The organism is Kushneria halocnemicola, from assembly GCF_965650455.1.
Taxonomy (GTDB): Bacteria; Pseudomonadota; Gammaproteobacteria; order Pseudomonadales; family Halomonadaceae; genus Kushneria.
Genome location: NZ_OZ287968.1, coordinates 2,257,318 through 2,284,211, shown reverse-complemented (window position 1 = coordinate 2,284,211; position 26,894 = coordinate 2,257,318). Strand labels below are relative to the sequence as shown.

Genomic DNA, 26,894 nt, shown 5'->3' with positions numbered 1-26,894 from the left:
GGCAGGGCGTCTCAGGCCCAGGCGGGGAAGGGGTCGCGCAGCCCGGCGGTGGCTTCAGACATCGGCCTGTCGAGCGGCAGGTCGATCAGGCAGTTCTCCAGCGCCGAGCGGATGGCGTGCTCGTCCATGTGCTGACCGATAAAGATCAGCTCGTTGCGGCGGTCGCCGTACTGCGCGTCCCAGTAGCTTGCCATGGCGTCGCGCCACTGCGGGTCATCCGGCCAGCGTGATTTCGGCATGCCGGCCCACCAGTAGCCGTAGCGCTCGGTGCGAATAAAGGCACCGGCCTGGCTCATCACGACCACATGATCCGGACGGGTGGCGAGCCAGAACAGCCCCTTGGCACGCACCACGCCCGCCCAGCAGTCGCCGTCCTTGATGAAATCATCCAGACGCTGCGGATCAAAGGGGCGCCGGGCGCGGAACACGAAGCTTTTGATGCCGTACTCTTCGGTCTCCGGCACGTGGCTGTCGAACTCGTTGAGTTCGCGATACCACAGCGGGTGCTGGCGCGAGAGCTCGGGGTCATAAAGCCGGGTATCGAGCAGCGCTTCGATGGCCACCTCGGCGTAGTCGGTTTCTATGACATCGGCGCCGGCGTTGAGACTTTGGAGGATCTCGCGCACCGCGATCTGCGTGGCAGGCGCTGTGTCACTGATCTTGTTGAGGATGATGCGATCGGCGAATTCGATCTGATCGACCATCAGATCCACCAGCGTGCGGGCATCCGCCTCGCCGTTGATCTCGCCGCGGTCCTTGAGAAACTCGGTCGAGGCGTAGTCCCTGAGCAGGCTGGCGGCGTCGACCACCGTGATCATGGCGTCAATCCGGGCCACATCGGAAAGTGAAAAGCCGGCCTCGTCGCGAAACTCGAAGGTGGCCGCTACCGGCAGCGGCTCCGAAATGCCGGTGGATTCGATCACCAACGCGTCAAAGCGGCCCTCGCGTGCCAGGCGGCTGACTTCCTCGATCAGATCGCCGCGCAGGGTGCAGCAAATGCAGCCATTGGTCATCTCCACCAGGCGCTCTTCGGTGTGCGACAGGTGGCTGTCACCGCCGCGAACCAGATCGGCATCGATATTGACCTCCGACATGTCGTTGACGATCACCGCCACCCGGCGGCCCTCACGGTTGGCCAGAAGCCGGTTGAGCAGGGTGGTCTTGCCTGCGCCCAGAAAGCCGGAAAGGATTGTGACCGGAAGCCGGGTGTCTGAAACTGGTGTGGTCATGGCGTTGTCTCGCAATGATATATCGTAACGTTAACAGGCAGGACTGACATTCGAGCAGGCCCGTCACGCGGTATCTGGCGGGCCTGTCGGTGATGGTTGCCTCAGGCGTCGAGAAAGTCTTCCAGGGTGGTGGCCAGGGTTTCGCGCGGAATGTCGCGGGTAATGAACACCAGCCGTGACAAGCGCACGCCGCCCGGCCACGCTTCAAGCTCGACCGGCGGATGAAACAGATGCTGCACCCCGTGAATCACCAGCGGTCGGTCACGGCCCTCGATATCGAGCATGCCCTTGATGCGCAGCATGTCGTGGCCCATGAGACTGGTGATCAGCGACAGCCACGCCTCCAGCCGCGCGGCTTTAATGGGTCGCTCGAACACGAAGCAGTGCGCGCGGATGTGGTCGTCGTGGCGGTTGAGGTCGGGGACGGGCGCGGCAGGCGTCATGCCGGCGTGCACCTCGGCGCTGTCGACCCGGGCAAACATCGCACCCGGAGAGAGCGTGGGCGAATGCGCCGCCGGGTCCTGTTCTGCGGCCTGGCCCAGCCAGCGCTTAATGTCGTCGCTGCGCGCTTCCATGTCCTCCGGTCCCAGGCCCAGCAGGGCATCGGCCTCGATATGGCCGTGATCGAGCAGCTGCTGGGTGGCACCCGGGTTGATCACCGCCAGTCGCTGGCGCAGCGCGTTGAGCTGATCCTCACCGGCCACGTCCTGCTTGGTGATCAGCAACATATCCGCCATGGCGGCCTGACGCAGCGCTTCCTCGTGGCGATCCAGCGTTGTGCTGCCGCTGGCGGCGTCCATGACGGTGACAATGCCATCAAGGGCGTAGTGGCGCGCGACTTTTGCCTCGGTCATCAGGGTATGGACGATGGGCGCCGGGTCGGCCAGCCCCGTGGTCTCGATGATCAGACGGTCGAACTGGCGCTGCCCCTCGCGGGAAAAGCGCCATACCGCGTCCCGGAGCGTACGGGCCAGGTCGGTGCGAATCGAGCAGCAGATACAGCCGTTGCTCAGCTCGATCTGTTCGCCGTCGGTGCTGGCGGAAAAAAGCTCGTGATCCAGCCCGATCTCGCCGAACTCGTTGATGATGACCAGCGCGCGCGACATGGCGGGCTGCTGTACGAGATGGTTGAGCAGGGTGGTCTTGCCGCTGCCCAGAAACCCGGTCAGAAGAGTCACGGGAATGCGTCGTGCAAGCGTCGATGGAGTGTCGAGATAGGACATGTCATTGCCTGAAGGAAACAGTGGGCGGTTGGCGCCGATGCCCAATATTGTTACTTTATAACATTTTCGTCAATCATCCCTGTCCGGCGCCAACCGCTGGCGACGGCTCAGGTTGGCGTCGTCGGCGTCTCAGCGCGCCCGGCACTGTCCGGAATCGGGAAGACCACGTCGTAGATCCAGTTGAAAACAAAGGCATACACCACATAAAACAGTGCCAGCGAGGTGACCAGCGGGGCGGCCTGAACCAGCGTCTGGCCCAGATAGAGCGCGATCAGCGGCAGCAATACGCAGATCAGGCCCAGCTCAAAGCAGATGGCATGAACCATGCGCATGATCACGGTCTTGTGCACATGCCCGCGCAGGCGCTTGAGGGCGTGATCCACCCCCAGGTTGTAGACGTAGTTCCAGATTGTGGCGACCACGGCACTGATGATGCCGACCATGCCCATATGGGTCGTGTCCAGCGAAAAAAGCAGATGGCCCAGCGGGATGACGATCAAAAGGCCGACGATTTCAAACATCAGCGTGTGGCGAATGCGATCAAGGGTAGTGCGCATGGTGTCGAGCTTCCGGGAAATGTTGTGGCGCACTATCATTCATGAAAGTGCCCAACCCAAGTTGGAATCCATCTGTTTGACAGATGGATCTATCGTGAACGCTTTTTTGTCCTGTAGAGCTTTTGAATGACACCGACGCTTGAACAGCTCAATGCGCTGGTCGCGACTGCCGAGACCGGCTCCTTTTCGGCCGCCGCCCGGCGCCTTGGCAAGGCGCAGTCGCTGGTCAGCACCCATGTGGCCAACCTGGAGCTGGATCTGGGCCTGGCGCTGTTTGATCGCAGCGCTCGATTGCCGGTGCTCACCGAAAGCGGCATGCGCATGGTGGAAGAGGCGAGAGGCGTGCTGGCCCGGCGCGAGCGCTTTCTGGGCGTGGCGCGCCGGCTGGAAGCCCATATCGAGCCGCGGCTGAGCCTGGCCATCGATGAATTCTACCCCGAGCACCTGATCGGCGCTTTGATGCAGGATTTCGCTCGGCAGTATCCGAGCGTGGAAGTCGAGATGCACTTCCCGCTGCTGGAAGATGTCGGGCGCATGCTGGAATCCGGGCAGGCCGACCTGGGCGTGATCTGTCGACCCCAGCCCCTGTTCCCGGCGCTTGAGACCCGCCCGCTCGGGCGCGTGCCGCTGCGGCTGGTGTGCGCCCGGTCCCATCCGCTGGCCGGTGAAACGGATGTGACGCCGGAGGCGCTGCGACAGCATCGCCAGCTGATTGTCGCCACGCGCGGCCAGCCCGGCTCGCGTCTGGCCGAGCGTATCGGCTCGGATGTGTGGTGGGTGGAAAGCCATTTCGTGATGCTGGAGCTGGTCAAGCACGGCGTTGGCTGGACGCTGATGTCCGATCACGTGATCGCGGCCTCACCTGCTCGCCCGTCACTGGTTACGCTCACCGCGCCGGCACTGGAGCGCTGGGTGGCACTGGAGCTGGGCTGGCATGCCAATCGCGGGCTGGGGGTGGCCGGCAGCTGGCTGCGCGATCGCTTCCTCGCCCAGCCCCTGACGCCGCCGGTGCCGCTCGAGCGGGGCGGACAGCCTCAGTAGGGTACCAGGCCAAAGCCTTCGGGGCGCATCAGCGCCTCCAGCGTGCCCAGCTGGGCAAAATCGACACGGCTGAGGATATCGTTCATGGTGCGCCCTTCACGGCTGAGGCTTCGCACCACGCGCACGCGCTGGGGCTGACCGCTGCCATCAAGCTCCATGACCCAGGCCAGATAGCCGCCGGAAAACTTCACCAGACTGCCGATCGGGTAGAAGCCGTGGCGCTGGATGTAGCGCGTCACCCAGTACTTGTCGAAGCACTCCGGGCGGTGATAGAGATAGCGGTAGGCCTCGATGGCCGTCTTGCCCGGCCGGTCACCGCGGGTGCGCATCATGGCATCCACGGTGTCGACCACCCCCGCCATGCGTGCGATCGCCGAGAGCGCCTCCCCCTTGAGTTCCTTCGGGTAGCCGCTGCCGTCCAGGCGTTCGTTGATGCACTCGATCACCTCATCACGCATGATCGGCGTCAGCCAGTCGGTGTCCTCGAGCGCCTCCAGCAGGACGGCCACGTGGCTTCGAAGATGGTCACGCTGGCGGGGGGCGAGCTGACCCTCGATCGAGGGCAGGCTGTCGTCGACCAGCATCATCTTGCCCATGTCGTGCAATAGGGCGGCCACCACCACTTCACGTGCCTTGTGAGCGTATTCGGGCTCGCTCAACACCAGATCCCCCAGCCGGACGGCCACGTTCAGCGAGTGCTGGACCCAGGCCGGCTCATCGTTGAGACAGTGCAGGGCGTAAAACAGGTTCTGGCGATGCTTTTCCAGCAGGCGCAGCAGAATGTCGGCACTGTGGAACACGCACCTTGAGGGCGGCGTGCGGCGATTTTGCAGCGCCAGTAAAAAGATATGCAGCTGACGGGTGACCTCGAGCAGGGCCGCCACCATGGGCGTCTCTTCGGACTTCTTATGAACTCGCTTCGCGTTACGCTGATAGCCCGGCTCGTTGGAAGAATAAAGCGGCGAGGGAAAGCTCATGCGACCGCCTTCCCCGTTGCGATAGACCACCTCCCGTTCGGTCTCGTTGACCAGATAGGTCAGGCGCTGCTCGTGGGCCGGGTCGGTATTGATAAAGCTCACGCCGATGGCGGCAAACCGCGACCGCCCGGCCGGGTTCACGTGGCGAATGTGGGCCATCGTGCTGAAGGTCTCGCCGTTGGGAAACGAGATCACCAGTTGGGCGATGAACTCATCCACCCTGAGCGGTGCGCTGTTGGCCAGCGCCACTTCCAGCAGGGCCCCGCCTATCGAGAGGTTGCGCAGCCGCCCGGTGATGGGCGCTTCGTTTTCGTACAGGCTGATACTCAGTCCGGCTCGCATGGCATTGAGCAGCGTGACGCGTCGGTCGTTGCGCTTGGAGGTGGTATGCAACACCTTCGGCAGCGAACATTCGATTCTGAGCCGATCCTCCTCGCGCACAACCTCAAGGGCAACAAGCTGTTCAAAGCGCAGCGCCTGCGTGTCCTCCTCGGCCCTGAGCGTCAGCGGCTGGTTCACCAGCTCGCCGGCCTCGATACTCTGGGCATCCAGCAGCGACAGTGACAGGGTCTGACGCTTTTGATCGATGCGATGGAGCGTGACCGGATACACGGCCGACGATGTCCCCACGCTGATCGACAGCGCATGGGTGTAGTAGCTCAAGGCGTCCACGACGCCGGCGATATGCTCGGTATCACGGACCTCGATCTGCGATGCTGTGTCCGGCTCGGAACTGTCCATCGAAAAGGCCTGCTCAGCGGATAGGAAGGCACGACGCAGTGTCGCGTTTCTGGCCATGCTATCGGCGAAACACCAATTAAATTGAGATCGCCTGTGCCGGAAATTCCGACAGGGCAGGCCCGAGCCGGCGCCTTCCGAACGCATGCAGGCCGTAATCGTTGCTGCATGAAAGCGCACAATAAATTGCGCCAAAGGGCGTGTTAGGCAGAACTCATCGTAAAAGGCCCACATCCTGTCAGGGTTAACCTATGTTTATATTCAGGCTGCAGGGCTCTGCCGCAGATAATAATGCCCGCGTCACATCGATTGGCCATGATCATGGCGTGCCAGCAAGGCTGTAGCGCAAGTCGAATCAACAAGGAAAGGACGGACAGCATGAGCGAAGAGATCAAAATCACCGGCAAATGCCCTTTCGCTGGCGATTCGGTGGGCGGTGTCGCCGGCTCCGAGCCGACCACGGACCACTGGTGGCCCAACCGCCTCAAGGTCGAGCTGCTGCACCAGAACCCGCGTGAGGCCAACCCCCACGACGACGACTTTGACTACGCCCGGGCCTTCAGCCGGCTCGATCTGGCCGAGATCAAAAAAGAGATCAAGGCGCTTTTGACCTCATCGCAGGACTGGTGGCCGTCGGATTACGGCAACTACGGCCCGCAGATGATTCGCATGGCGTGGCACTCCGCCGGCACCTACCGCATTGCCGACGGGCGCGGCGGGGCCGGAGAAGCCATGCAGCGCTTCGCTCCGATCAACAGCTGGTGGGACAACGGCAACGTCGATAAATCCCGCCGCCTTTTGTGGCCGATCAAGCAGAAGTACGGCGACGCCATCTCCTGGGCGGACCTGATCGTGCTGACCGGCAACTGTTCGCTGGAAATCATGAACTTCCCGACCTTCGGTTTCGCCGGCGGGCGCATCGATGCCTGGGAGCCGGACAACCTCACCTACTGGGGCCCGGAATCCTGGTACGGCAAGAAGATCGAGGACGCGCCCCACGGTCCGTTTGAAGGTCACCCGGATCAAATGGTCAATCGCGACCTGCGCTGGACCGGTGAAGCCGGCGACGACAACTACGATCTTGAAGCGCCGCTGGCAGCCTCGAACGCCAACCTGATCTACGTTGACCCGGAAGGCTCGGCCAAAAAGGGTGTCCCGGAAGATTCCGCCGCCGATATCCGCATTACCTTCGGTCGCATGGCGATGAACGACGAAGAGACCGTGGCCCTGATTGCCGGCGGTCACGCCTTTGGCAAGTCGCACGGCATGACCCCGCCGGACCAGATCGGCTTTGCTCCGGAAGGCGCGCCGATGGAAGCCCAGGGCCTGGGCTGGCACAACCCGCGCGGCAAGGGCAACGCCGAAGACACCATGACCAACGGGATCGAAGGCTCCTGGACACAGGACCCGACCCAGTGGGACAACAGCTATCTGGAAAACCTGTTCAACTTCGAGTGGGAGCAGACCCGAAGCCCCGCCGGGTCGCTGCAGTGGACGCCGGTCGACAAGAACGCCCCGCGCACGCCGGATGCACACCTTGACGGCGTCGATCATCCGCTGATGATGATGACCTCCGACATCGCGCTGAAGGTCGACCCGTCCTATCGCGCCATCTGCGAGAAGTTCCTCAACGATTTCGACTACTTCACCGACGCCTTCTCGAAAGCGTGGTACAAGCTCACCCACCGCGACATGGGCCCGCGGGCGCGCTATCTCGGTCCGGAAGTCCCGCAGGAAGAGTTTCTGTGGCAGGACCCGATCCCTGCTGTCGAGTTTGAGCTGGTCAACGCAGGCGACATCGCCGATCTCAAAAACAGGATTCTCGGCGCCGACGTCAGCGTCTCTCAGCTGACCGCCGTGGCCTGGGGTGCGGCCTCGACCTTTCGTACCTCCGACAAGCGCGGCGGTGCCGACGGCGCCCGCATTCGCCTGGCGCCCATGAAGGACTGGCCGGTCAACAACCCGGACGATCTTTCGAAAGTACTCAGCGTACTGGAGGGCATCAAGCGTGACTTCGACGGCGCCCAGAGCGGCAACAAGAAGGTCTCGCTGGCCGACCTGATCGTACTGGGCGGCTGCGCTGCGGTTGAAAAAGCAGCCAGGGATGCCGGCGTCAGTATCGAAGTGCCCTTCACACCGGGGCGCAATGACGCCACCGCCGAGCAGACCGACGAGCAGACCTTTCGCTGGCTCGAGCCGGTCTCCGACGGTTTCCGCAACTTCCACCGCAGCGACATCGAGTACAACGTCTCGCCGGAGCAGATCTTTCTCGACCGCGCCGCGCTGCTGGGCCTCTCCGCGCCGGAGTGGACCGCACTTGTCGGTGGCCTGCGTGTGCTTGATGTCAACGCCCACGGCGCGCATCGCCAGCACGGCGTGTTCACCGACCGTCCGGGCACGCTGACCAACGACTTTTTCGTCAACCTGACCTCTCCCGAGTTCGAGTGGAAAAAGATCGACGAGCAGGGGCTGGAGTTCACGCTCAACGATCGCGCCAGCGGCCAGACCCGCTTCAAGGCCACCCGCTGCGACCTGATCTTTGGCGCCAACTCCCAGCTGCGCCAGCTCAGCGAGTTCTACGCGCAAAAGGGCGGTCACGAAAAGCTCGTCCGTGACTTCGCCGCCGCCTGGAACAAGGTGATGATGCACGACCGCTTCGACGTCTGATCGCACCGCTCAGGCAAGATGATGTAAAACGACCCCCGGCGCCTTTGGTGCCGGGGGTTTTACGTTGAGCCAGCCTCGTTCCCCCTGCCTTGTCAGTCCCAGCGCGGCGCCAGATTGTCCGGGCTGACAAGACGACTGCCGGGGCGGGCCAGTGCCTGGATTTGCTGCATGTCCTCGGCTGAAAGCTTAAAATCGAAGATATCGATATTGCCGGGAATGCGCTCGGGCCGGGTACTGCGCGTCAGGGCGATATCGCCCAGCTGATGTACCCAGCGAAGCGCTACCTGAGCGGCACTCTTGCCGTGGCGCCGGCCAATGTCGGCCAGCGTTTCATCCCCGACGACCTCGCCCATCGCCATGACGAAAAAGCCCGTGAGCGGCACGCCCAGCGCATGGGCGCGGGCGCGCAATACAGACTGATCAAGGTAAGGGTGAATCTCGACCTGATTGGTGGCGATGGGGGCCGGGCTGGTCGCCACGGCTCGTGCCAGCTGCTCGCTGTTGTAGTTGCTCACCCCGATGTGACGTGTCCAGCCCCGGTCGCGTGCCTCGTTCAACAGCTCGATCTGTCGCTCGATCGACATGCCATGGCCGGGCCAGTGCACCAGCAGCAGATCCACGTACTCGAGCTGCAACCGATCAAGGCTTTCCGTGATCGAGGCGAGAAAGCGCTCTTCGGTGAAATGGCGATTCATCACCTTGGTGGTAATGAATATCTCGTCACGCGTGACGCCAAGCGATTGAACGGCCTGTCCCAGCGCGGCCTCATTGCCGTACAGCTGAGCGGTGTCAAAGGCGCGAAATCCGGCATGCCAGGCGGCGGGGATCAGTTCGGCGACCTGGTCATCACTGAGCTCGTCAAGGCCAAAGCCGATCGGTGGAAGAAGCGTCTGCATGGCGTTATCTCACCCGAAGGAAGTCAGGCTACCAGTGTAGCCCGACACCGGAGTGAGACCGCCATGAGGCGGAAGGCTGAATTCAGGAGGGCAGAGCTGCCGCCCGGGCAGCCTGAAAGGACCTGATGCGATCGATGCCCAGAGTCCGGAAGTGCGCTGGTGCGCCTTCCGGCTTCTGACTCGGCGCCGCCCGGGCCCTGGTGTCAGGCCGTCTCGTTGCGGGTCTCTTCGCCCAGGCGCCGTTTGGCCCCCGGGGAGCGACAGGCCGCGGCGGTGAAAAGCACGTCGGTCGAGGAGTTGAGCGCGGTCTCCGTGGAGTCCTGCAGCACGCTGATGACAAAGCCAACGGCGACAATCTGCATCGCGACGTCGGCGGAGATGCCGAACAGGCTTGCCGCCATCGGAATCAGCAGCAGCGAGCCGCCGGCCACGCCGGAAACGCCGCAGGCCGCCAGCGCCGAGACTACGCAGAGCAGAAACGCCGTCAGGAAATCAACGCCCAGACCCAGCGTGTTGGTCGCGGCCAGTGTCATCACGGTGATGGTGATCGCCGCGCCGGACATGTTGATCGTCGCGCCCAGCGGAATCGACACCGAGTAGGTGTCGCGATGCAGCTCCAGTCGCTCGCACAGGGCCAGATTGACGGGGATGTTGGCCGCGCTGCTGCGGGTGAAAAAGGCGGTGATGGCGCTGCCGCGCAGGCAGGCGAAAACCAGCGGATAGGGGTTCTGGCGGGTATGGGCGAACACGATCAGCGGGTTGGTCACCAGCGCCACGAACGCCATGCAGCCGAGCAGCACGCCGAGCAGGTGAGCGTAGTTGGCAAGCTCCCCGAGGCCCGTCTCGGCGAGCGTGTTGGCCACCAGACCGAAAATGCCCAGCGGGGCGAAACGGATAATAAAGCGCACCAGCCCCGATACCGCATCCGACAGATCCCCCAGCGCGTTGCGGGTGGTGTCGCCCGCCTTGCGCAGCAGCAGGCCCAGGCCCACCGCCCAGGCGAGAATGCCGATAAAGTTGGCCTCTACCAGCGCGTTGACCGGATTGTCGACGGCGCTGAGGGCAAGATTGCGCAGCACCTCGAGGATGTCCGAGGGCGGCGCGCCGTCGGCGGGCGGGGCGTCGATGGCAAGCGTCGTCGGGAAGGCAAAGCTTGCCACGACTGCCACCAGCGCGGCCACCAGGGTGCCGACCAGATAGAGCCCGAGTACACCATGAACCTGCGTCGGCCGACCGCGCTGATGGGCGGCGATCGCTGCCATTACCAGCACGAAGACCAGAATCGGCGCGATCGCCTTCAATGCGTTGATGAAAAGATTACCGAGCAGGGCAAAGGACTGCGCGACGCCTGGCGCCCAGAGTGCCAGCAGCGTGCCGGCGACGATGCCGATGAGGATCTGCGTAATCAGCCCCGGGCGGGGCAGTGATGCTCGGGAGGAGCGACGATCGGAGCTGGCGGACATGGGGCACTCTTGTAGGCCGGGATGTGTGATGCGCAGGCGCCGCGCGGGCGCCCGGAAAATCTCGATGGGCGTGCGCGAAACGGCGCATTCTAGCACCGCCATGCCGGCCATACGCCATCGCTTGTGTTTGCCGCCTGGGTGGTGTGGCCATCAAACGCTCAGCGCGGCCCCGGGGCCGGCATGAAGCTGATGGCACATGACGCCATGATTGGCCGGGCAGCAGGCGGCGCTACTGTGTCGACCAGGTGCGCCCGCCCGGTGGGTTGGCGTCACCGTCTTCACAGGTCATGCCGGAACTTGAATAGCTGCGCGAGCCGTCACTGTGGCGGCAGACGTTGGCCTCCCCCTGGCTGACGCCGTCGTAGCCGTTGAGCCGGTAGTTGTCGGGCACGTAGTTGCTGCGCCAGTGCTCCAGCTGTTCGGGCGGGAGGATCACGCCGACGTCCACATCGCGGACGGGGTCAAAGCGCTGCGGGTCGCGGATGCCAAAGGGCGGGTAGCGGTGCGGCGGGCGATGATGATCCAGGTTGGGGCGGCGGTGATCAAGGATCACCGACTCGCTGGCGCTGGCTGTCTGAGGCGGCCCGGCAAGCGCCACGGCGCTGACAAGGCATGCCAGAAAATAGCCCGGTATGGCGGGCCGGAACGGTCGGCGCTGCATGGCGTCTCTCCCTGTGCCTGATCCGCAAAAAAGCGGGCCTGAATGGCATTATCGACGCTGGGCGTGTGTTCTAAAGCGTTTCGGAGAATATAGCGTGGCGCATTAAGGTTCAGGTCCGCCGGCGGCGCAGCAGGCGATGAATCACCGGCAGAATCATGACGCCGGCCACGCCCAGGATGATCACTTCCAGATGGTCGCGCAGAAACGGCACGTTGCCCAGAAAATAGCCCAGAGAGACCACCACGCCGGTCCAGAGCAGGGCGCCCAACACGCTGAAGCCGGCAAACACCGGCCAGGGCATGTGGCCGATGCCGGCCACGAAGGGGGCAAAGGTGCGCACAAACGGCACGAAGCGCGCCAGCATCACCATTTTGCCGCCGTGGCGGACGTAAAAGGCTTCGGTTTGTGCCAGGTGCTCCCGACGCAGCCAGCGCGAACGCTCGTTGAAAAGCCGGGTGCCGTAGCGTCGCCCGATCCAGTAGTTGAGGTTGTCTCCCGCAATGGCGGCGGTGGCGATCGCGCTGCCGGCCATCCAGACGCTTAGATGACCGCTGCCGGCGATGGCGCCGGTAATGAACAACAGCGAGTCGCCGGGCAGAAAGGGCATGACGATCAGCCCGGTCTCACAGAAGATGACCGCAAACACCATGGCATACACCCACACGCCATGGTCAGCGACCAGGGTCATGAGGTGCTGATCCAGATGCACAAGAAAATCGAGCAAGGCCGCTGTTCCAGAGGATGAATGGCGGCGCAATACTGCGCCCGGGGCACGCGAAAAGGCAATGATTGCCCGTGGCGAGAGGCCGGGTCGCACCGAAGTGACATATCCGGCATGCTTGACCGTTATGTCTTGATTCCTGCCTGTGAGGTGGTCGTGTCCGACGACGCGTTGACGGCGCTGCATCAGTGGCGCCAGACCCTGAAAACGCTTCGACACCGAGGTATTTTGTGGCTTGCCGGCCCGGCGCAGGCGGTGCGCGCGCGCGCCGGTGACGTGCTCGGGGCGCTGGCGCTCACCGATGTGCTGTGGGTGGGCGCGCCGGACGGTGATGATATTGAAACACCGGCCGAGCCTCTGGCGATGAAGCAGGCCCGCACCCGACTGGGGACCGAGCAGGGCGCGGTGGTGTTTGATGCCTTCAACGGCTTCGACCCGGACGCCTTCGGCGCGCTGGCCGGCACCGTGCGCGCCGGCGGGCTTTTGATTCTGCTCACGCCTGATGACTGGGGGCAGGCGCCGGACGGTGACTACGCTCGCCTGGCCGATCATCCGTTTGACGGATCGATGCTTTCTTCGCGCTATCTCGCCCGGCTGGCGCGTCTGGTCGAGGCGGACGGCCGAGTGGCGCGCTGGGCCGTGGGGCAGCCGCTCACCCTGCCGACCGCTGAGGTGACCTCGCCTACAGCCCCGGTGCCGGTCGAGGATGGTGACTGCCTGAGTCCGGACCAGGCCCGGGCGGTGGCGGCCATGACACGCCTGCGCCGGCGACGCCCGCTGGTGCTTACCGCCGATCGCGGTCGCGGCAAGAGTGCAGCACTGGGCATCGGCGCGGCGCGCCGGCTGATGCAGGGCGACACGCGCATCCTGATCACCGCTCCGCGGTTTCCAGGCGTGGCGCCGGTGTTCGAGCGTCTCGCCGCGCTGCTGCCGGATGGTGTGCTAAAGGATCAGCGCTTTGTCTGGCAGGGGCGCGAGGTCTGTTTCGTGGCCCCTGACCGGCTGGTCGACAACCTTGAGGCCTGGGGTGGCGATGGCAGCGTGCTGCTCATCGATGAGGCCGCGGCCCTGCCGGCGGCCCTGCTGCATGAGGCGCTGCGCCACTTCCCCCGCGTGGTGTTTGCCACCACCGTACACGGCTACGAGGGCAGCGGCCGTGGCTTTGCCCTGCGCTTTCGCGCCCGGCTGGACCGGGACACGCCGCAGTGGAAGGCGCTCACGCTGGACACGCCCGTGCGCTGGGGTGCCGACGACCCGCTGGAGTACTGCGTGGCGCGGCTGCTGGCGCTGGCCGCCGAGCCGCCGAGCAGTGAGGGTACTTTCGAAAACGCGTATCACCATTGCCTTGACCGGGACGCGCTGGCCCGGGACGAGCTGCGGCTCGAGGCGCTGTTCGCGCTGCTGGTGCAGGCGCACTACCGCACGTCGCCGGCAGATCTACGCATGCTGCTGGACGGGCCCGGTATCGGCATCGAAACGCTGGAGAGCACATCGATCGCGGGCGAGGGCCGGCTGCTGGCGGTGGCGGTCACGGTGGAGGAAGGCGGCTTTGACGAGGCGCTTGCCGAGCGCATTGCCCGCGGCGAGCGCCGCCCGCGCGGCCATCTGATGGCGCAGTCGCTGGCGTTGCACGCCGGGGTGGTCGAGGCGGCCACCCACCGGCTGCGCCGTATCATGCGACTGGCGGTGGTGCCCGAGCGACAGCGCCAGGGGCTGGGCCGGCGGCTGGTCGAGCAGGTGTGTGATGGCGCGCGCGCGGATGACAGGGCGCTTTTAGGGGCGAGCCTGGGCGCCGAGCCGGGGCTGATGGCCTTCTGGCAGCGTTGCGGGCTTTCCTGTGTGCGCCTGGGGCTGCACCCGGAGACCTCCACCGGCGAGCACCCGGTGATGATGAGCCGGGCGCTCAACGAGCGCGGCACGACGCTGCAGCGTCTTCTCGATAACCACATGGCGACGCAGCTGCCGGGGCTGCTGGCTTTTGAACTTTCAACGCTGTCGCCGGCGGTGGTAGCGCAAACGCTGCGGGATCAGGCCGTGCGCCCTCCGGCCTGCCTGGCGGCGGCCCGGGCGCAGCTTGAGCGGCTGGCGCTGGGGCAGGCACCGCTGGTGCCAAGCCGGCAGGCGCTGGCCTGGCGGGTGCATCAGGCGCTTCATGACAGGGGCGAGGCCGCCCCGTCCTCCGAGCTGATCACCCTGTGTGGCCTGCTGTGGCAGGGGCGCTCGCTGGCCTGGCTGGCCGAGCGCGAGGGGCTAACCGGCCAGGCGCAGGCGATGGACTGGGTGCGACGGCAGGCGCGCGCGCTGCTCCAGGCGCTGCCTTCGTAAGCCGCACAGGCCGTCGGGCTGAAGCGAGGCGTTGAATGGCGTATTCTTGAGATCAGCCAACGAGTCATGACGCACAGGGAGAGTCTGCGTGAACGAACATCTGGACACACTGGAACCCACAAACCTGTGGCGCCACTTTCGCACCTTCTGCGAGGTGCCGCGCCCGTCGGGCAGGGAAGAGGCGCTGGCCAAACGGCTGGAAGCCTGGGCCACCGAGAAGGGGTTTGAACACGAACGTGACGAGGCCGGCAATCTGCTGATTCGCAAGGCCGCCACCCCCGGCCATGAAGACCGCCCCGGCGTGGTGTTGCAGGGCCATCTGGATATGGTCTCCCAGGCCGCCCCCGGCGTGACCCACGACTTTGATCGCGATTCGATCGACACCGAGATCCGCGACGGCTGGCTCTACGCCCGCGGCACCACGCTTGGCGCTGACAACGGCGTGGGCGCCTGCGCCGCGCTGGCGATTCTGGAAGAGGAAGGCCTCACCCACGGCCCGCTCGAAGCGCTGATGACCGTCGAGGAGGAAGCCTCGCTGGTCGGCGCCATCAACCTGAAAAAGGGCTGGCTCAAGGGAAAATATCTGCTGAATCTGGACTCCGAAGACGAAGGTCAGGTCTACATCGGCTGTGCCGGCGGCGCGTCGGTACGCACGAAGGCCACCCTGCCGGAGGCCCCGCTTGATGAGCCCATGGAGACCCTGACCATTAGCGTGCACGGTCTCAGGGGCGGCCATTCGGGGCTCGATATCCATCAGGGGCTGGGCAACGCCAACCGGCTGCTGTCGCGTCTGCTGCACCGTCTCTGTGAGCAGGGGCTGCGGCTGGTCGACTATGACGGCGGCACCATGGGCAATGCCATCACGCGCGAAGCGAGCGCCACGGTGGCCTTTCCGAGCCAGCATCGTGAAGCGGTGATGGCGCAGATCGAGCGCTACCAGGCGATTTATCGCGAAGAGCTGGCAGGGCTTGATGACGGTGTGACCGTCAGCGTCGAGTCGGCCTCTGCCGATCGCGCCCTGTCCAGTGAAGACAGCTACCGGATCATGGGGCTGATGCACGGTCTGCCCTACGGCGTGGCCGGCATGAGCCGCTCGGCGCCGGGCGTGGTCGAGACCTCCAATAATCAGGGTGTCGTGCGGCTCAAGGACGCCACCTTCTCGATCCAGCTGATGGTGCGCTCGCTGCGCGATTCCACTCGCGACGAGCTGGTGGCGCGCATCGCCACCCTGATGCGCCTGACCGGTTTCGAACCCGTGATCAACGAAGGCTACCCGGGCTGGACGCCCGAGCCGGAATCCGAGCTGCTGGCGCGCTTTGAGCGCGTTCATGAGCGCGTTACCGGAGAGGCGCCCGAGGTTCGGGTCATTCACGCCGGGCTCGAATGCGGCCTGATCGGCTCGAAAAACCCGGGGATGCAGATGATCTCGTTCGGCCCCACCATCCGCGGCGCCCATACCCCGGATGAGCGCGTGGAGCTTAACGCGGTGGAAAACTTCTACGGCGTGCTGCGGGCCATGGTCGAGGACCTGGCGCAGCGCTGAGACGTCACGCACCCGTCGATCAAAGGGGGCCTTCGGGCCCTCTTTTTTATGCCCGCGACAGGATAGGCAGCACGACAGCTTCAAACGGCCTCGCTAATATAGACAGCACATCGGCCGCCGAAACGGCCTTGGGATCACCCTCAATAACGACAAAAGGGCACCGCATGCTGACCGATCTTCTCTCCTGTCATCGCCGGCTGGCGATGCTTGCAACGCTGGGCGCCGGGGCGCTGCTGATGGCGACACCGGCCCAGGCCGATGAGCGCCGCACCGCCGACCATCTGGCCGACATTCGTGACCGGCCGCCCGAACTGCGCATGTTTTTGCAGCGCATGCCCAAGGGTGGTGACATCCACCATCACCTGTGGGGTGCGCCCTGGCCGGAAACCCTGCTGGAAGAGGCCGGAAAGACGGGGCTTTGCGTGCACGCCGATGGCTCGGCGATCGCGCCGCCGCCGTGTGACGACGACGCGCTGGTGCCCGCCGAGGGCCTGGCACAGCGTGACAGCGTGCTCTACGCCGATCTCTTGAATGCGCTGTCGATGCGCAATACGCCCACCGGCCCCGGCACGCCGCCCATCGAGGGCCATGATCACTTCTTCGCCACCTTTGACCGCTTCGCTCCGGTAGCGGCCGGCTCGCCCGGGGCGCTTTTGAGCGCCTCGCAACGACTGGCGGCACTGGATCATCAGCGCTATCTGGAGACCATGTCCAACCCAGGGGCGCTGCACGCCTTCGGCGCCATGGCGCAGTCGCGTGATCTCGACATCAATGATCTGGACGCGGCCTTCAAGGCGCTGTCGCCGGCGCTTGAATCGCATCTTCATGAGGCCCGCGAGGAAGTCGATGGCATGTTTAATGAGGCCGCCACGCGGCTGGGCTGTGACCGCGAAGAAGCCGCGCCGGGCTGTGACGTCACGGTGCGCCTGCAGGGCTTTGCCGTGCGCACCCAGGCGCCGATGGCGGTATTTGGCGAGCTGATGATGGCCTTTGCCCTGGCCGATGCCGACCCGCGCTATGTGGGCGTCAATATCGTCGCCCCGGAGGACCACCCGGTGGCGCTTGCAGACTACGACCGCCACATGCAGATGCTGGCCTTTCTCTCAAACCACTACCCCGAGGTGCCACGGGCGCTGCATGCCGGCGAGCTGACGCTCGGGCTGGTGCCGCCGTTTGAACTGCGCGATCACATCCGCAAGGCCGTCGAGGTCGGGGGTGCCCGGCGCATCGGCCACGGCGTGTCGATCGCCCACGAGCAGGGCGCGCCGCAGCTTTTGCAGAATATGGCCGAGCAGGACGTGGTGGTGGAGATCAACCTGACCAGCAACGACGTGATCCTCGGCGTGCGCGGCGCCGATCACCCGCTCAATCTCTATCGCGACGCGGGTGTGCCTCTGGTGCTGGCCACCGATGATCAGGGCGTGTCGCGCATCGATCTGACCCGCGAGTACGAGCGCGGCGTGACCGAGCACGGCCTGGACTACCCGGCGCTCAAGCAGATGGCGCGCAACAGCCTCGAGTACAGTTTTCTGGCCGGCGAGAGCCTGTGGGCGGACGGTAACGTGGGGGATACGCAGGTGGAGGCCTGTCAGGACGTCGCGCTTGAAAATACGCCCGAGGGTGACTGCGCCCGCCTGATCGAGGCAAGCGATCGTGCCCGGCTGCAGTGGCAGCTCGAGCAGGATCTGGTGGCCTTTGAAGACGAGGTGGCGCAGTGGCCCTCGATGCTCGGCGCCAGCGAGCGCTGAGGGCCGAGGGGGCAGCGGCCCGGGTTACGACGCCGGGTCCGCCGCCACCGGGCGTCGCAGTACGCTGACCAGCACGCTCAGCGAGAGCAGCATCACGAAAACGCCGTAGACATAAATCGTGGCTTCCAGACCGAATCGCTGGGTGGCCATGCCGGCGGCCAGCGCCGGCAGGCTGGCGGAGAGATAGCTCACCACGTAGAACACCGCCATCAGTGACGAGCGCTCACCGGCCGGCGCCAGCGGCATGACCGCGCGCAGCGCGCCCATAAAGCCCGAGCCGAAGCCAAGGCCTGCCACGGCGTAACCGGTGATCAACAGCGCCAGGCTTGGCAGATAGACGCTGATCAGCACCAGCACCAGCCCGGCGGGCAGCAGGGTGCTGGAAAGCAGCAAAATGGTACGGGTGGTGAAGCGGCGAAAGCGCCAGACGCTGATGCCGCCCATGACCGACAGGATGCAGGCCAAAAGCCCGCCCATCAGCGCGCTGTGAAACCCGGCGACCTGCTCGGCCAGCGCCGGGCCCAGCGACAGGCTGAAGCCGCCCAGCGCCCAGGCCGCCACGTTGGCCGGCATGGTGCGTACAAAGGTGGGCAGCACCGTGGCCGGGATCCGGGCGCGGGGCGTCATCGAGGCCAGCGCTCCGGGGCGGCGCGTCACGCTCTCCGTCATGTGGCCAATCCCCAGCACCTGCCAGACAAAAATCGCGATCATCACGACATACACCAGCCGCAGCGGCCAGGGGGCGCCGGCGACCAGCACGCTGGCGCCCAGAGCGCCCAGCCCCATGCCGATCATGGGCGCGACGCTTGCCATGACCGGGCCGCGCTGGTGGTCGCTGTCCATCAGTGCGGCACTCAGCGCACTGGTCACGATGCCGGTGGCCACGCCCTGCAGGATGCGCGCGGCAAACAGCCAGCTCAGATCGGTGGCCACAAGAAAGCAGAGCATCGAGGCCAGCTCGACCACAAGGCCGGTGACAATGACCGGGCGGCGGCCGAGATAGTCCGATAGCGCGCCGGTGAACAACAGCGTCACCAGTAGCGCAAACAGATAGCTGGCAAACACCAGGGTGAGCATGAACGGCGAAAAGTGCCAGCTCGCCTGATAGAGCGGATAAATCGGCGTCGGCACGCCGGAGGCGGCCAGAAAGGCCATCAATACCAGGGTGTAGAACACCAGCTGGCGGGGGCGGGGTGCATCCGGGGCCGTGACATCACGGGACATGAAAGGCGATACCTTGAGATCAATATTGGACGTTGAAGTGGCGCCAGTGTAGGGGATCGCTGCGCCAGGCGCTCGGCAGCGGCGATGAAAACTTTAGGGTGAAACGCGAATAAGGCATGAATTCGCATTCATTCCTGCCCATTGATGACGGCGCGCGCGTGGCACCCTTGGCGCCATGACATGAAGGCGACAGGTTGATACGCCCCTGCGCCTGCACCATTGCCGTTCATCAGGAGAGCCAGGCATGGGGGTACACCGTTTTATCGGCACCAACGCACGTGACGCCATACGTCAGGTGCGCGAGTCGCTGGGCGATGACGCGCTCATTCTCTCCAACCGCCAGGTGGAAGGCGGTGTCGAGATCGTGGCGATGCTCGATGCCGACCAGGAAAGCCTGACCGGCCATCCGGCCGCGCCACAAGCGCCGGCCCCGCATCAAACGGCTTCTTCCGAGCCTGTACCCGAGCCCGAGCCGACCGCGCAGGCGATGCCGGCGGCCGCCCCCGAGCAGATGCAGGCCTTCAGCGCGCAGATGATGACCGAGCTTTCCGCCATGCGCGATCTGCTCAATACCCGGCTTGCGGCGGCGCCCGTCGAGGAAGAAAAAGCCACGCCGGCGAGTCGTCTGCGTCAGCGCATGATCGGCGTGGGGTTCAGCCAGACGCTGGTGCGCGAGCTGATCGCGCTGCTGCCGGCCGAGTTTGCCGATACCAGTGAGGCCGACATCGATGAGGCGCTTAACGGCTGGATCAGCCGTCAGCTGGCCGCCCGACTCGAAATCATGGACACCGACTCGGATCTGCTCGCCGAGGGCGGCGTGATGGCGCTGATCGGCCCGACCGGGGTGGGCAAGACCACCACCACCGCCAAGCTCGCCTCGCGCTACGTGATGGCCCACGGCAACCGCGACGCGGCGCTGATCACCACCGACAGCTACCGTATCGGCGCCCAGGAGCAGCTGCGCATCTACGCGCGCCTGCTGGGCGTGGAGGTGCACGCGCTGGAAGGCGACGGCGATCTGGGCGCGCTGCTGGCGCGTCTCATGACACCGCGCCGGGCGCTGCTTCAGATGCAAAAGGCCACGCCGAAACGCACGATTCTGATCGACACCCTGGGCATGAGTCAGCGCGATCCGCGTCTGGCCACCGAAGTGGCCCGGCTGGGCGAGGCGGGTGTGTCCATTGCGACCCTGCTGGTGCTGGACGCGGCCAGCCACGGCGATACGCTTGAGCAGGTGGTGGCGGCCTATCAGCAGGCCGCCGCTCAGGCCGGCACGCCGATCCGCGGCTGCATTATTACCAAGCTGGATGAATCCGCCCGGCCGGCGACCGTGCTGGACATTCTGGCTCGTCATCGGCTGCAGGTGCTCTTTGTCGCCAACGGCCAGCGGGTGCCGGAGGATCTGGTCGCGGTGGACGTGGCCGCGCTGGTCAGTGAGGCGCTGTCGGTCGATAGCGCCTCGCCGTTTGGCTATGACGCGGCAACCCTTGCCGAGATGGCCGGGCAGACGCGTCAGTCAAAGGCCCATGCCCTGTCGCGCGATGTCGTCAGCCATGGCCGCTCGCTGCACGCCATGTTCGACACTCTGGCCCGCCGGGCGCCGGGCACCCCGCTTCTGGAGCAGCTCTGGGCCCACGGTGTGAGCAATGCCCCCGGGGAAAGCTTTGCCGCCCATATGGCGGCGCGCACGCCGCTGACGGTGGCGGCCAGCGAGGAGCACGCCCTGTGGTGGTCGAAGGAGAACGGTTCGCGCCAGCAGGACTGGGCCATGCCGCTGGTGTCGCTGGACGATCACGGCCTGCCGCTGCCGCAGACCTGGCTGCGCCACCGCCTGCCGACCTCGGAAGCCGCGCGCATGGCCTGGGCGCGAGAGACCCATAAAAGCGCCTGGCATCTGATGGCCACGCCCCCGGCGGTGGCGGAGATGCACCGCCTGGCCGCCGACCGGCAGCTATGGATGGCGGCGGCCACCGCCGCGCGCCGGGTTCGCCATCAGGGCGAGCGCCAGCGGCTGGTCGATCTGGCCGGTCTTGCCGAGGAGATCGATCAGCGCCAGTGTCGCTGGCGTGCCCGGCCGGTCAACATGGTGCTCTCCTGTCTGCCGGCGCTGTATGACACCCGCGGCAGTGGCGCGCCGGTGGAAGTGCTGGTGTGGTTTGCGCGTCTTCACGATGTCGATGACAACCGCGTGCTGGCGCAGCGCTACTGGCTCTCCAACGCCGTGACCGGCCGTGATGTGGCCTCGCGCCTGGCCCGGGCCGTGGCGCTGGAGGGCCTTGAAGCGCTGACCCGCCAGGCGATGCGTCGGCTGGAGGAGAGTGGCGTGGCGCGCAGTGACCGCGAGACCCGGCTGCAGCTGGCCTCGGGGCTGGCGGCGCTGGCGACCCGGCTGGAGCTGTGCGGTGAGGACTGGGCGATGGACGTACGTGCCCAGCTGTTCAATCTCTCCGGCGGTGCGCGGCGACGTACCGGCACCGTGCTGCTGGAAGCCCTGCTGCAGGCCTTTACCGCGCGTGATGCGCTGATGGATGCCCGTGAGGCGCGCGCGTGATGGCGCTCGACGATAACGGGCACCGCCATGTCGGGTGATCAGGCCAGCGGCCTGCGCCAGTGGTCGCAGGCGCACGCCTCGAAAAACGATGCGGACGGGGCGCCGACCGAGCTGGTAGTCATGGTGTGGGGCGAGACGGGCCCGGGCATTGAGCGGCTGTCGCAGCGTCTGGCCCTGCCCGAGGGGGTGTCACGCTGGCAGCCCCGGCCGGTCGCGCTGTCCGCGCCGCTGTTAGAGACTGTGCCGGCCTCTGCCTGGTGGGTGCTTTTGTTAAACCATCTCGACGCCGGCAGTGCGCCGAAGCTGGCCGAGGCGCTGCGCTCATTGCACCGCGCCGGCATGGCGCCAACCGTGCTGCTGGTGGCCTCCGATCATCTGGCGGTGGAAGGGCTGGTGCGCGCGGCACGCACCCATCTGGGCTTGACGCTTGTGCAGGATGAGCGTGTTTGGCACCAGGCCGTCATGACCGGGGCGGGGTTAAGGTAGACGTCAGGTCAGCGTTAATGAAATACTTTGCACCCTTACGATATTTCCCTTGCGCCTGTCGCCGTCCGTCTGTGGGCTTTTATGCCTGCCAGGCGGCATGCGTCGTTTACGATGCTGATCCTGTCTGATGAGAATTGTCTCGAGTATTACCGGTGACCACTGGGTGCTGGCGCTGCGCACCGTGCTGGCCGTGTGGCTGGCGCTTTTTGCGGCGCTGCGTCTGGATCTGGCCCAGCCGGCCTGGGCGATTCTGGCCGTCATGATCGTCACGCTCCAGCCGGTCATGTTTTCAGGCGGCACGCCACCGCTGGGCATCATCATTCATCGCTGTATCGGCCGGCTGATCGGCACCTTTCTGGGCGCGCTGATGGGCGTGTTGCTGATCGCGCTATTCGCTCAGCAGCCGATGCTCTATTTGCTGGCCGCCGGCGGCTGGCTGGCCTTTTGTACCTTCTGCGTGATGCTTTTAAACGATGAGCCGGCCAGCTACATCATGATGCTCAGCGGCTATACCGCAACGCTGGTCTCGCTGACCGCCATCGGTACCGGCGTGGACAACATCTTTGATCTGGCACTGGCCCGCACCACGGAGACGGCGCTGGGCATCGGGGCCGGCTTTTTAATGCATGTGCTGATCAAGCCGCGCTTTGGCAGCCACGCCCTGCCGACCACGCTGGACGGTCTGACCGGTGGCGCCGCCGGTGAGGTGCGCGTGGCGCTGGTAGAGAGGCGAACGCGTGCCGAGCTTGACGCCCGGCTGCGCACGCTGATGGGCAAGCATCAGCAGTTCGAGGCGCAGCATTCGCTGGCGCGCTTCGAGTTTCGCCGCTTTCGTCGGCTGCTGCCGGCGCTGGACCGTTTTGCCGGCGACAGCCTGGCGCTGATGACCGGGCTGCGCGAGCTCGAGGAGGCGGTCGACCGGCTGTCGCACTGCGAGGATGCAGACGCCATCATGACGGCCCTGCGCGACCCGGCGCTGCCCTTTCTGGACGCGCTGGAGCAGGGCAGCGAGCTGCCCGAGCAGCCGGTACTGCCCGACATCGACGCGCTGGTCACGGCCGAGGCACGGGTGACGCAGGTGCGGGCCGCGCTGGTGCGTGAGCGCCTGAGTGAAGTGCTGGGGCTTTTGCACCACGGCCGGTCGCTGAGCCTTGCCATGCAGCACCACCAGCATGCGCGACTGGTGCGCCTGACCGGGTGCCGCCCCCGGCGCACCTGGCATCCGGAGTACGCCGTGGCGCGCTACAACGCCTTTCGCGTGTTTATTGCCTTTGAACTGTTGGGGCTTTTCTGGATTCATAGCGGCTGGCCGTCGGGCTATCTCTCCATGATGCTGCTGGGCGTGTTTATCGTGCTCTTTGCCAAGGCGCCCAACCCGGCGGCGGTGGTGCGACAGTTTCTGACCGGCACGATCTGGGCGGTCATCATCGGCTGCGTGTTTTCCTACGTGGTCTTTCCCGCCATTACCGGATTTCCGCTTCTGGCGCTGAGCATTGCGGTGCCGGTGGTGATCGGCACGCTGATGACGCCGCACATGCGCTACTCGGCGATCGGGCTTGCCGGGGCAGTGACCCTGATGACGCTTTTGAACCTGCACCGGACCTATGAGTTTCACCCCACCCAGTTCATTAACGGCGGGCTGGCCTCGATTCTGGGCACTATCGTGACCATGGTGACCTATTCGCTGTTTCGCCAGCGCACGCCCGGGGAGCGCCTGGAAACCCTGGTGACCGCCTACTGGCGCGGGCTTGAGCGCGTGACCCGGGCGCGGCGGCTGCCCTCAAGAGCCTGGATCGAAAGCCGGCTGTATGACCGGCTGGGCCGGTTGCTGGCGCTGGGCAGCGGTGAACTGATGCTGCGTGAAGCAGTGGATCTGCACGCACTCGCCATGTGCCTGTGGCGGCTGCGGCGACTGGCCCGTGACAGCGGCCCTTACCGGCGCGATATCGAGCGCTGGGTGTTTGAGCTGGGTCGGCAGCTGCCCTGGGCCGGACGCGATGAGCGGGCCTGGCAGCGTCTGGCCGCCGACAGCGAGGCGCGGGCGGCCTCTTTGTACGCTATCGAGCCGCTGCCCACGGCGCTGATCGGCGAATTCGAGATGCTCTCGCATCTGCTGCGCGACCTTCCCGGCGCCGAGGTGCAGGCCCGTGATGCGCTGGTCGACGTCGATGACGAACAAGGAGCCATGGATGCTCGATGAGTGGTCGTTTCTGGGGTTTCTGACGCCGCCGCTGTTTGTGCCGGTGCTGGTGGCGCTTTTGCTGTTCTGGGGCGTGCGCCGCGTGATGTCGCATTTCGGGCTGTACCGGTTTTTATGGCAGCCGGTACTGGCCGACATCGCCATTTTTACGCTGCTGTTGTGGGCGGTGCTGATACTCAGCGGCGCTCTGCCGGCGGGAGGACAAACATGACGGACAAGGAGTCGGGTATGAATGGCGTGTCGGCCCTGGCAGGGCGCACTCTGCGTATCGTGGCGACGCTTTTGCTGGTGGTGGCGGCACTGCTGGCCGCCTGGTGGATCTGGCATCACTACATGCATGACCCCTGGACGCGCGATGGCCGCATTCGCGCCGATATCGTCCAGGTCGGGGTGGATGTTTCGGGGCTGGTGGATACGCTCGAGGTGCATGACAACGACCTGGTCGACAAGGGCGAGGTGCTCTTTACCATCGACCAGGCGCGCTATCAGCTGGCACTGGATCAGGCGCAGGCGGATCTGTCGCGCTTCAAGGAGCAGCGCGACGAGGCGAAAGCGACCAGCAGCCGGCGTGATCGGCTCAACAACTATGTCTCGCAGGAGGCGCGCGACAACGCCCGCTTTGAATACCGCTCGGCCGAGGCGGCCGTGCAAAACGCCGAGGTGGCCGTGCGGGCGGCAAAGCTGGATCTGGAGCGCTCAACGGTGCGCTCGCCGGTGGATGGCTACGTAACCAACCAGCAGCTGCGCCCGGGTCAGTACGTCAGCGCCGGCTCCCGGGCCATGACGCTGGTGGACCAGCACAGCTTCTACGCGCTGGGCTATTTCGAGGAGACCAAGCTTGGCGGCATTCACCCCGGCGACCCGGCGCGGGTGCGCCTGCTGGGGCGCGACCGGGAGCTCCACGGCCACGTGAATTCGATCGCGCGCGGCATCGTGGACAACAGCCTGACCGGGGAGTCCGGCGGGCTGGCCGCGGTCAATCCGTCCTTTGACTGGGTGCGCCTGTCCCAGCGCATTCCCGTTCGTATCCGACTCGATGAGGTGCCCGGGGATCTGGTGCTCTCTGCCGGCCAGACGGCTACCATCTATGTCGATGCCCCCGGTCACGAGCCGAACGAGAACGGCTGGGGCGCGGCGCTGCGACGACAGCTCGAAAACCTCTTCGACCTCTAGGCGCCGACCCCGGCCTAACGGCTGTAGGGCGTGGCGGGTGCCGGGCTGCGCGGATCCGAGTAGAGATCCGCGCCCCGGCCCGGGTCGCTATTGAAGGCGGGCGGGCGCGACTGGCCCGGTAACGGATAGCCATGCGGCGGCAGCGGATAGCCGGTCGATGGCGGGCGATAGTTGCCCGGGGCCGGGTAGGGAGCGTTCTGCCAGCGATTGTCACGGTAGAACCGGTCCGGCGCGGCACCGTAGATGGTCTCCCGGCGCGTTTGATCAAACTGGCGTCGCTCGATGTCGTAGAGACGCTCGTACTGACGCCGCAGGCGCTCGTCCGGGTCGATGGGCTGTGGCCGGTGCCAGCCAAAGCCCGGCCGGCCGTCGTAGCCCCACTGACCATCAGGGCCGGGGCGCCCGTCAAAGCCGGGTCGATTGTCAAAGCCGGGGCGGTTGTCGAAACCGGGTCGTCCATCAAAGCCGGGACGGTTGCCGGGGCCGGGACGGTTATCAAGGCCCGGCCGGTTGCCAAAACCGGGTCGATTGTCGAAGCCGGGGCGATTAGTGCGGTGCCAGTGGCGTTCAACGCCGCCGCTCCCCTGGCGAAACTGCGATTGACCCTGCGAAAAGTGCGATCGATCCTGAGAAAAATGCGAGCGTATCGGCCCCTGATCGTCGGCCAGGGCTTCAAGACTCAGCGTTGATGCGATAAACCCTGCGACAAGTCCTGCCAGTAACGGTGTCATGACGGTCCCTCCCGGGAGTCGTTGTGCGCTGCCTTCATTCTAGCCTGGCAGGGCATGAACCGCGCCATGCCGGGATTACTCTTCGGCGGTATTCTTCCGGCGTGCCTTTTTTTCGAGCTGACGACGCAGCTGCGGCGTGGCAATGCGCAGCCGCCAGGGGGCGTCGCGATGCTCGGGCTCGGCGTAGTCGATGCCGATGCGCGGGCTTCGGATGACGTCATCGTCATCGATCGGTGTGCCCGGCTCGATCCACAGATTCTGGCCGCTGCACAGATCGAGCCGATTGAAGGCCGTTTTGGTGATGCCCATGGCGCGGGTCAGCTTGCCGGGGCCGTTGAGCATCTCGCGGCCCTGCTTGCCGTTGCGCCGCGCGATCATGGTCTCTTCGCCCTGAATCGGCTCGATGGCGCGGATCAATACGGCACACGGGTCGTCCTCGACCTCGGTCACCAGATTGAGCATGTCGTAAATGCCGTAGATGATGTAGACGTAGGCATAGCCTGCCGGGCCGAACATCACCTCGGTGCGCTGGGTGCGCCCGTGGGAGGAGTGACAGGCGGTGTCGCGAAGGCCCAGATAGCCTTCGGTTTCGGTAATCCGGCCGATCAGGCGCTCTTCGCCGTCATCAACGATGAGATGACAGCCCAGCAGGTCACGCGCGACCTCCAGCGTGGGGCGGTTGTAGAAGTGTCTGGGCAACGGCGCCGGCGCGGGTACTGCGGTCATTGAGCCTCCTTGCA

The 26,894-nt window shown here is 65.4% G+C and carries 21 protein-coding genes; 10 read left to right on the top strand and 11 right to left on the bottom strand.

All coding sequences use genetic code 11. The annotated features are described in order from the left end of the window. Window positions 1-11: 11 nt before the first annotated feature. The 3 genes from ACS92L_RS10375 to ACS92L_RS10365 all read right to left on the bottom strand — a co-directional run bounded on the left by ACS92L_RS10375 (window position 12) and on the right by ACS92L_RS10365 (window position 3,009). The gene (locus tag ACS92L_RS10375; protein ID WP_438764688.1) at window positions 12-1,229 is read right to left on the bottom strand and encodes a GTP-binding protein; all 1,218 of its coding nucleotides are present in this window, start codon (window positions 1,227-1,229) and stop codon (window positions 12-14) included. A 101-nt stretch (window positions 1,230-1,330) separates the two neighbouring features. Beyond that, entirely contained in the window at window positions 1,331-2,452 is a 1,122-nt protein-coding gene (locus ACS92L_RS10370; RefSeq protein ID WP_438764686.1) for a CobW family GTP-binding protein, read from the bottom strand. 107 nt (window positions 2,453-2,559) lie between these two features. Further along, window positions 2,560-3,009: a PACE efflux transporter gene (locus ACS92L_RS10365; RefSeq protein WP_438764684.1), complete on the bottom strand. Its 450-nt coding sequence runs from the start codon at window positions 3,007-3,009 to the stop codon at window positions 2,560-2,562. Between the two features lie 126 nt (window positions 3,010-3,135). Here ACS92L_RS10365 and ACS92L_RS10360 point away from each other — a divergent pair, with 126 nt between their 5' ends. Beyond that, window positions 3,136-4,050: a LysR family transcriptional regulator gene (locus ACS92L_RS10360; protein WP_438764683.1), complete on the top strand. Its 915-nt coding sequence runs from the start codon at window positions 3,136-3,138 to the stop codon at window positions 4,048-4,050. Here ACS92L_RS10360 and ACS92L_RS10355 read toward each other — a convergent pair. Continuing rightward, the gene (locus ACS92L_RS10355) at window positions 4,044-5,768 is read right to left on the bottom strand and encodes an HD domain-containing phosphohydrolase (protein ID WP_438764681.1); all 1,725 of its coding nucleotides are present in this window, start codon (window positions 5,766-5,768) and stop codon (window positions 4,044-4,046) included. The genes ACS92L_RS10360 and ACS92L_RS10355 overlap by 7 nt on opposite strands. A 375-nt stretch (window positions 5,769-6,143) precedes the next feature. On the opposite strand from ACS92L_RS10355, the gene katG reads away from it, so the two are divergent. Beyond that, window positions 6,144-8,432: a catalase/peroxidase HPI gene (gene katG, locus ACS92L_RS10350; RefSeq protein ID WP_438764680.1), complete on the top strand. Its 2,289-nt coding sequence runs from the start codon at window positions 6,144-6,146 to the stop codon at window positions 8,430-8,432. 92 nt (window positions 8,433-8,524) lie between these two features. Here the strand turns inward: katG and ACS92L_RS10345 are convergent, their stop codons facing one another. The 4 genes from ACS92L_RS10345 to ACS92L_RS10330 form a co-directional block, all read right to left on the bottom strand. Further along, window positions 8,525-9,328, bottom strand: a complete 804-nt coding sequence (locus ACS92L_RS10345; protein WP_438764678.1) for an aldo/keto reductase — start codon at window positions 9,326-9,328, stop codon at window positions 8,525-8,527. Window positions 9,329-9,531: 203 nt separating this feature from the next. After that, complete coding sequence (sstT, locus tag ACS92L_RS10340) at window positions 9,532-10,791, bottom strand: serine/threonine transporter SstT (protein ID WP_438764677.1); 1,260 nt, start codon at window positions 10,789-10,791, stop codon at window positions 9,532-9,534. A 229-nt stretch (window positions 10,792-11,020) separates the two neighbouring features. Then, on the bottom strand, window positions 11,021-11,452 hold the full coding sequence (locus ACS92L_RS10335; protein WP_438764674.1) for a hypothetical protein: 432 nt from the start codon (window positions 11,450-11,452) through the stop codon (window positions 11,021-11,023). 109 nt (window positions 11,453-11,561) lie between these two features. Next, window positions 11,562-12,176: a VTT domain-containing protein gene (locus ACS92L_RS10330; protein WP_438764672.1), complete on the bottom strand. Its 615-nt coding sequence runs from the start codon at window positions 12,174-12,176 to the stop codon at window positions 11,562-11,564. Window positions 12,177-12,329: 153 nt separating this feature from the next. On the opposite strand from ACS92L_RS10330, the gene ACS92L_RS10325 reads away from it, so the two are divergent. The 3 genes from ACS92L_RS10325 to ACS92L_RS10315 all read left to right on the top strand — a co-directional run bounded on the left by ACS92L_RS10325 (window position 12,330) and on the right by ACS92L_RS10315 (window position 17,789). Then, window positions 12,330-14,498, top strand: coding sequence for a tRNA(Met) cytidine acetyltransferase TmcA (locus tag ACS92L_RS10325; protein WP_438764671.1), 2,169 nt, complete (start codon window positions 12,330-12,332; stop codon window positions 14,496-14,498). Between the two features lie 88 nt (window positions 14,499-14,586). Continuing rightward, window positions 14,587-16,041, top strand: a complete 1,455-nt coding sequence (locus tag ACS92L_RS10320; RefSeq protein ID WP_438764670.1) for an aminoacyl-histidine dipeptidase — start codon at window positions 14,587-14,589, stop codon at window positions 16,039-16,041. Window positions 16,042-16,205: 164 nt separating this feature from the next. Further along, complete coding sequence (locus ACS92L_RS10315) at window positions 16,206-17,789, top strand: adenosine deaminase family protein (RefSeq protein WP_438764669.1); 1,584 nt, start codon at window positions 16,206-16,208, stop codon at window positions 17,787-17,789. A 24-nt stretch (window positions 17,790-17,813) separates the two neighbouring features. Here ACS92L_RS10315 and ACS92L_RS10310 read toward each other — a convergent pair whose 3' ends face one another. After that, window positions 17,814-19,013 carry an MFS transporter gene (locus ACS92L_RS10310; RefSeq protein WP_438764668.1) on the bottom strand — a complete coding sequence of 400 codons (1,200 nt, stop codon included), beginning with the start codon at window positions 19,011-19,013 and terminating at the stop codon, window positions 17,814-17,816. A 244-nt stretch (window positions 19,014-19,257) separates the two neighbouring features. On the opposite strand from ACS92L_RS10310, the gene flhF reads away from it, so the two are divergent. The 5 genes from flhF (at window position 19,258) to ACS92L_RS10285 (ending at window position 25,423) form a co-directional block, all read left to right on the top strand. Next, window positions 19,258-21,564, top strand: a complete 2,307-nt coding sequence (gene flhF / locus ACS92L_RS10305) for a flagellar biosynthesis protein FlhF (RefSeq protein WP_438764667.1) — start codon at window positions 19,258-19,260, stop codon at window positions 21,562-21,564. 27 nt (window positions 21,565-21,591) lie between these two features. Continuing rightward, a complete protein-coding gene (locus ACS92L_RS10300) occupies window positions 21,592-22,050 on the top strand; it encodes a hypothetical protein (protein WP_438764666.1) in 459 nt (152 codons plus the stop codon). 127 nt (window positions 22,051-22,177) lie between these two features. Continuing rightward, window positions 22,178-24,250, top strand: coding sequence for an FUSC family protein (locus tag ACS92L_RS10295; RefSeq protein ID WP_438764665.1), 2,073 nt, complete (start codon window positions 22,178-22,180; stop codon window positions 24,248-24,250). Next, window positions 24,240-24,461, top strand: a complete 222-nt coding sequence (locus tag ACS92L_RS10290) for a DUF1656 domain-containing protein (RefSeq protein WP_438764664.1) — start codon at window positions 24,240-24,242, stop codon at window positions 24,459-24,461. Before ACS92L_RS10295 ends, ACS92L_RS10290 begins: the two co-directional genes overlap by 11 nt. Beyond that, the gene (locus tag ACS92L_RS10285) at window positions 24,458-25,423 is read left to right on the top strand and encodes an efflux RND transporter periplasmic adaptor subunit (RefSeq protein WP_438764663.1); all 966 of its coding nucleotides are present in this window, start codon (window positions 24,458-24,460) and stop codon (window positions 25,421-25,423) included. The genes ACS92L_RS10290 and ACS92L_RS10285 overlap by 4 nt, the downstream gene beginning before the upstream one ends. A 14-nt stretch (window positions 25,424-25,437) precedes the next feature. Here ACS92L_RS10285 and ACS92L_RS10280 read toward each other — a convergent pair whose 3' ends face one another. Both ACS92L_RS10280 and ACS92L_RS10275 read right to left on the bottom strand, forming a co-directional pair. Further along, complete coding sequence (locus ACS92L_RS10280) at window positions 25,438-26,154, bottom strand: hypothetical protein (RefSeq protein WP_438764661.1); 717 nt, start codon at window positions 26,152-26,154, stop codon at window positions 25,438-25,440. Window positions 26,155-26,229: 75 nt separating this feature from the next. Continuing rightward, window positions 26,230-26,880 (bottom strand): DNA-3-methyladenine glycosylase, encoded by a 651-nt coding sequence (locus tag ACS92L_RS10275; protein ID WP_438764659.1) that lies wholly within the window; start codon window positions 26,878-26,880, stop codon window positions 26,230-26,232. Between the last annotated feature and the right edge of the window lie 14 nt (window positions 26,881-26,894).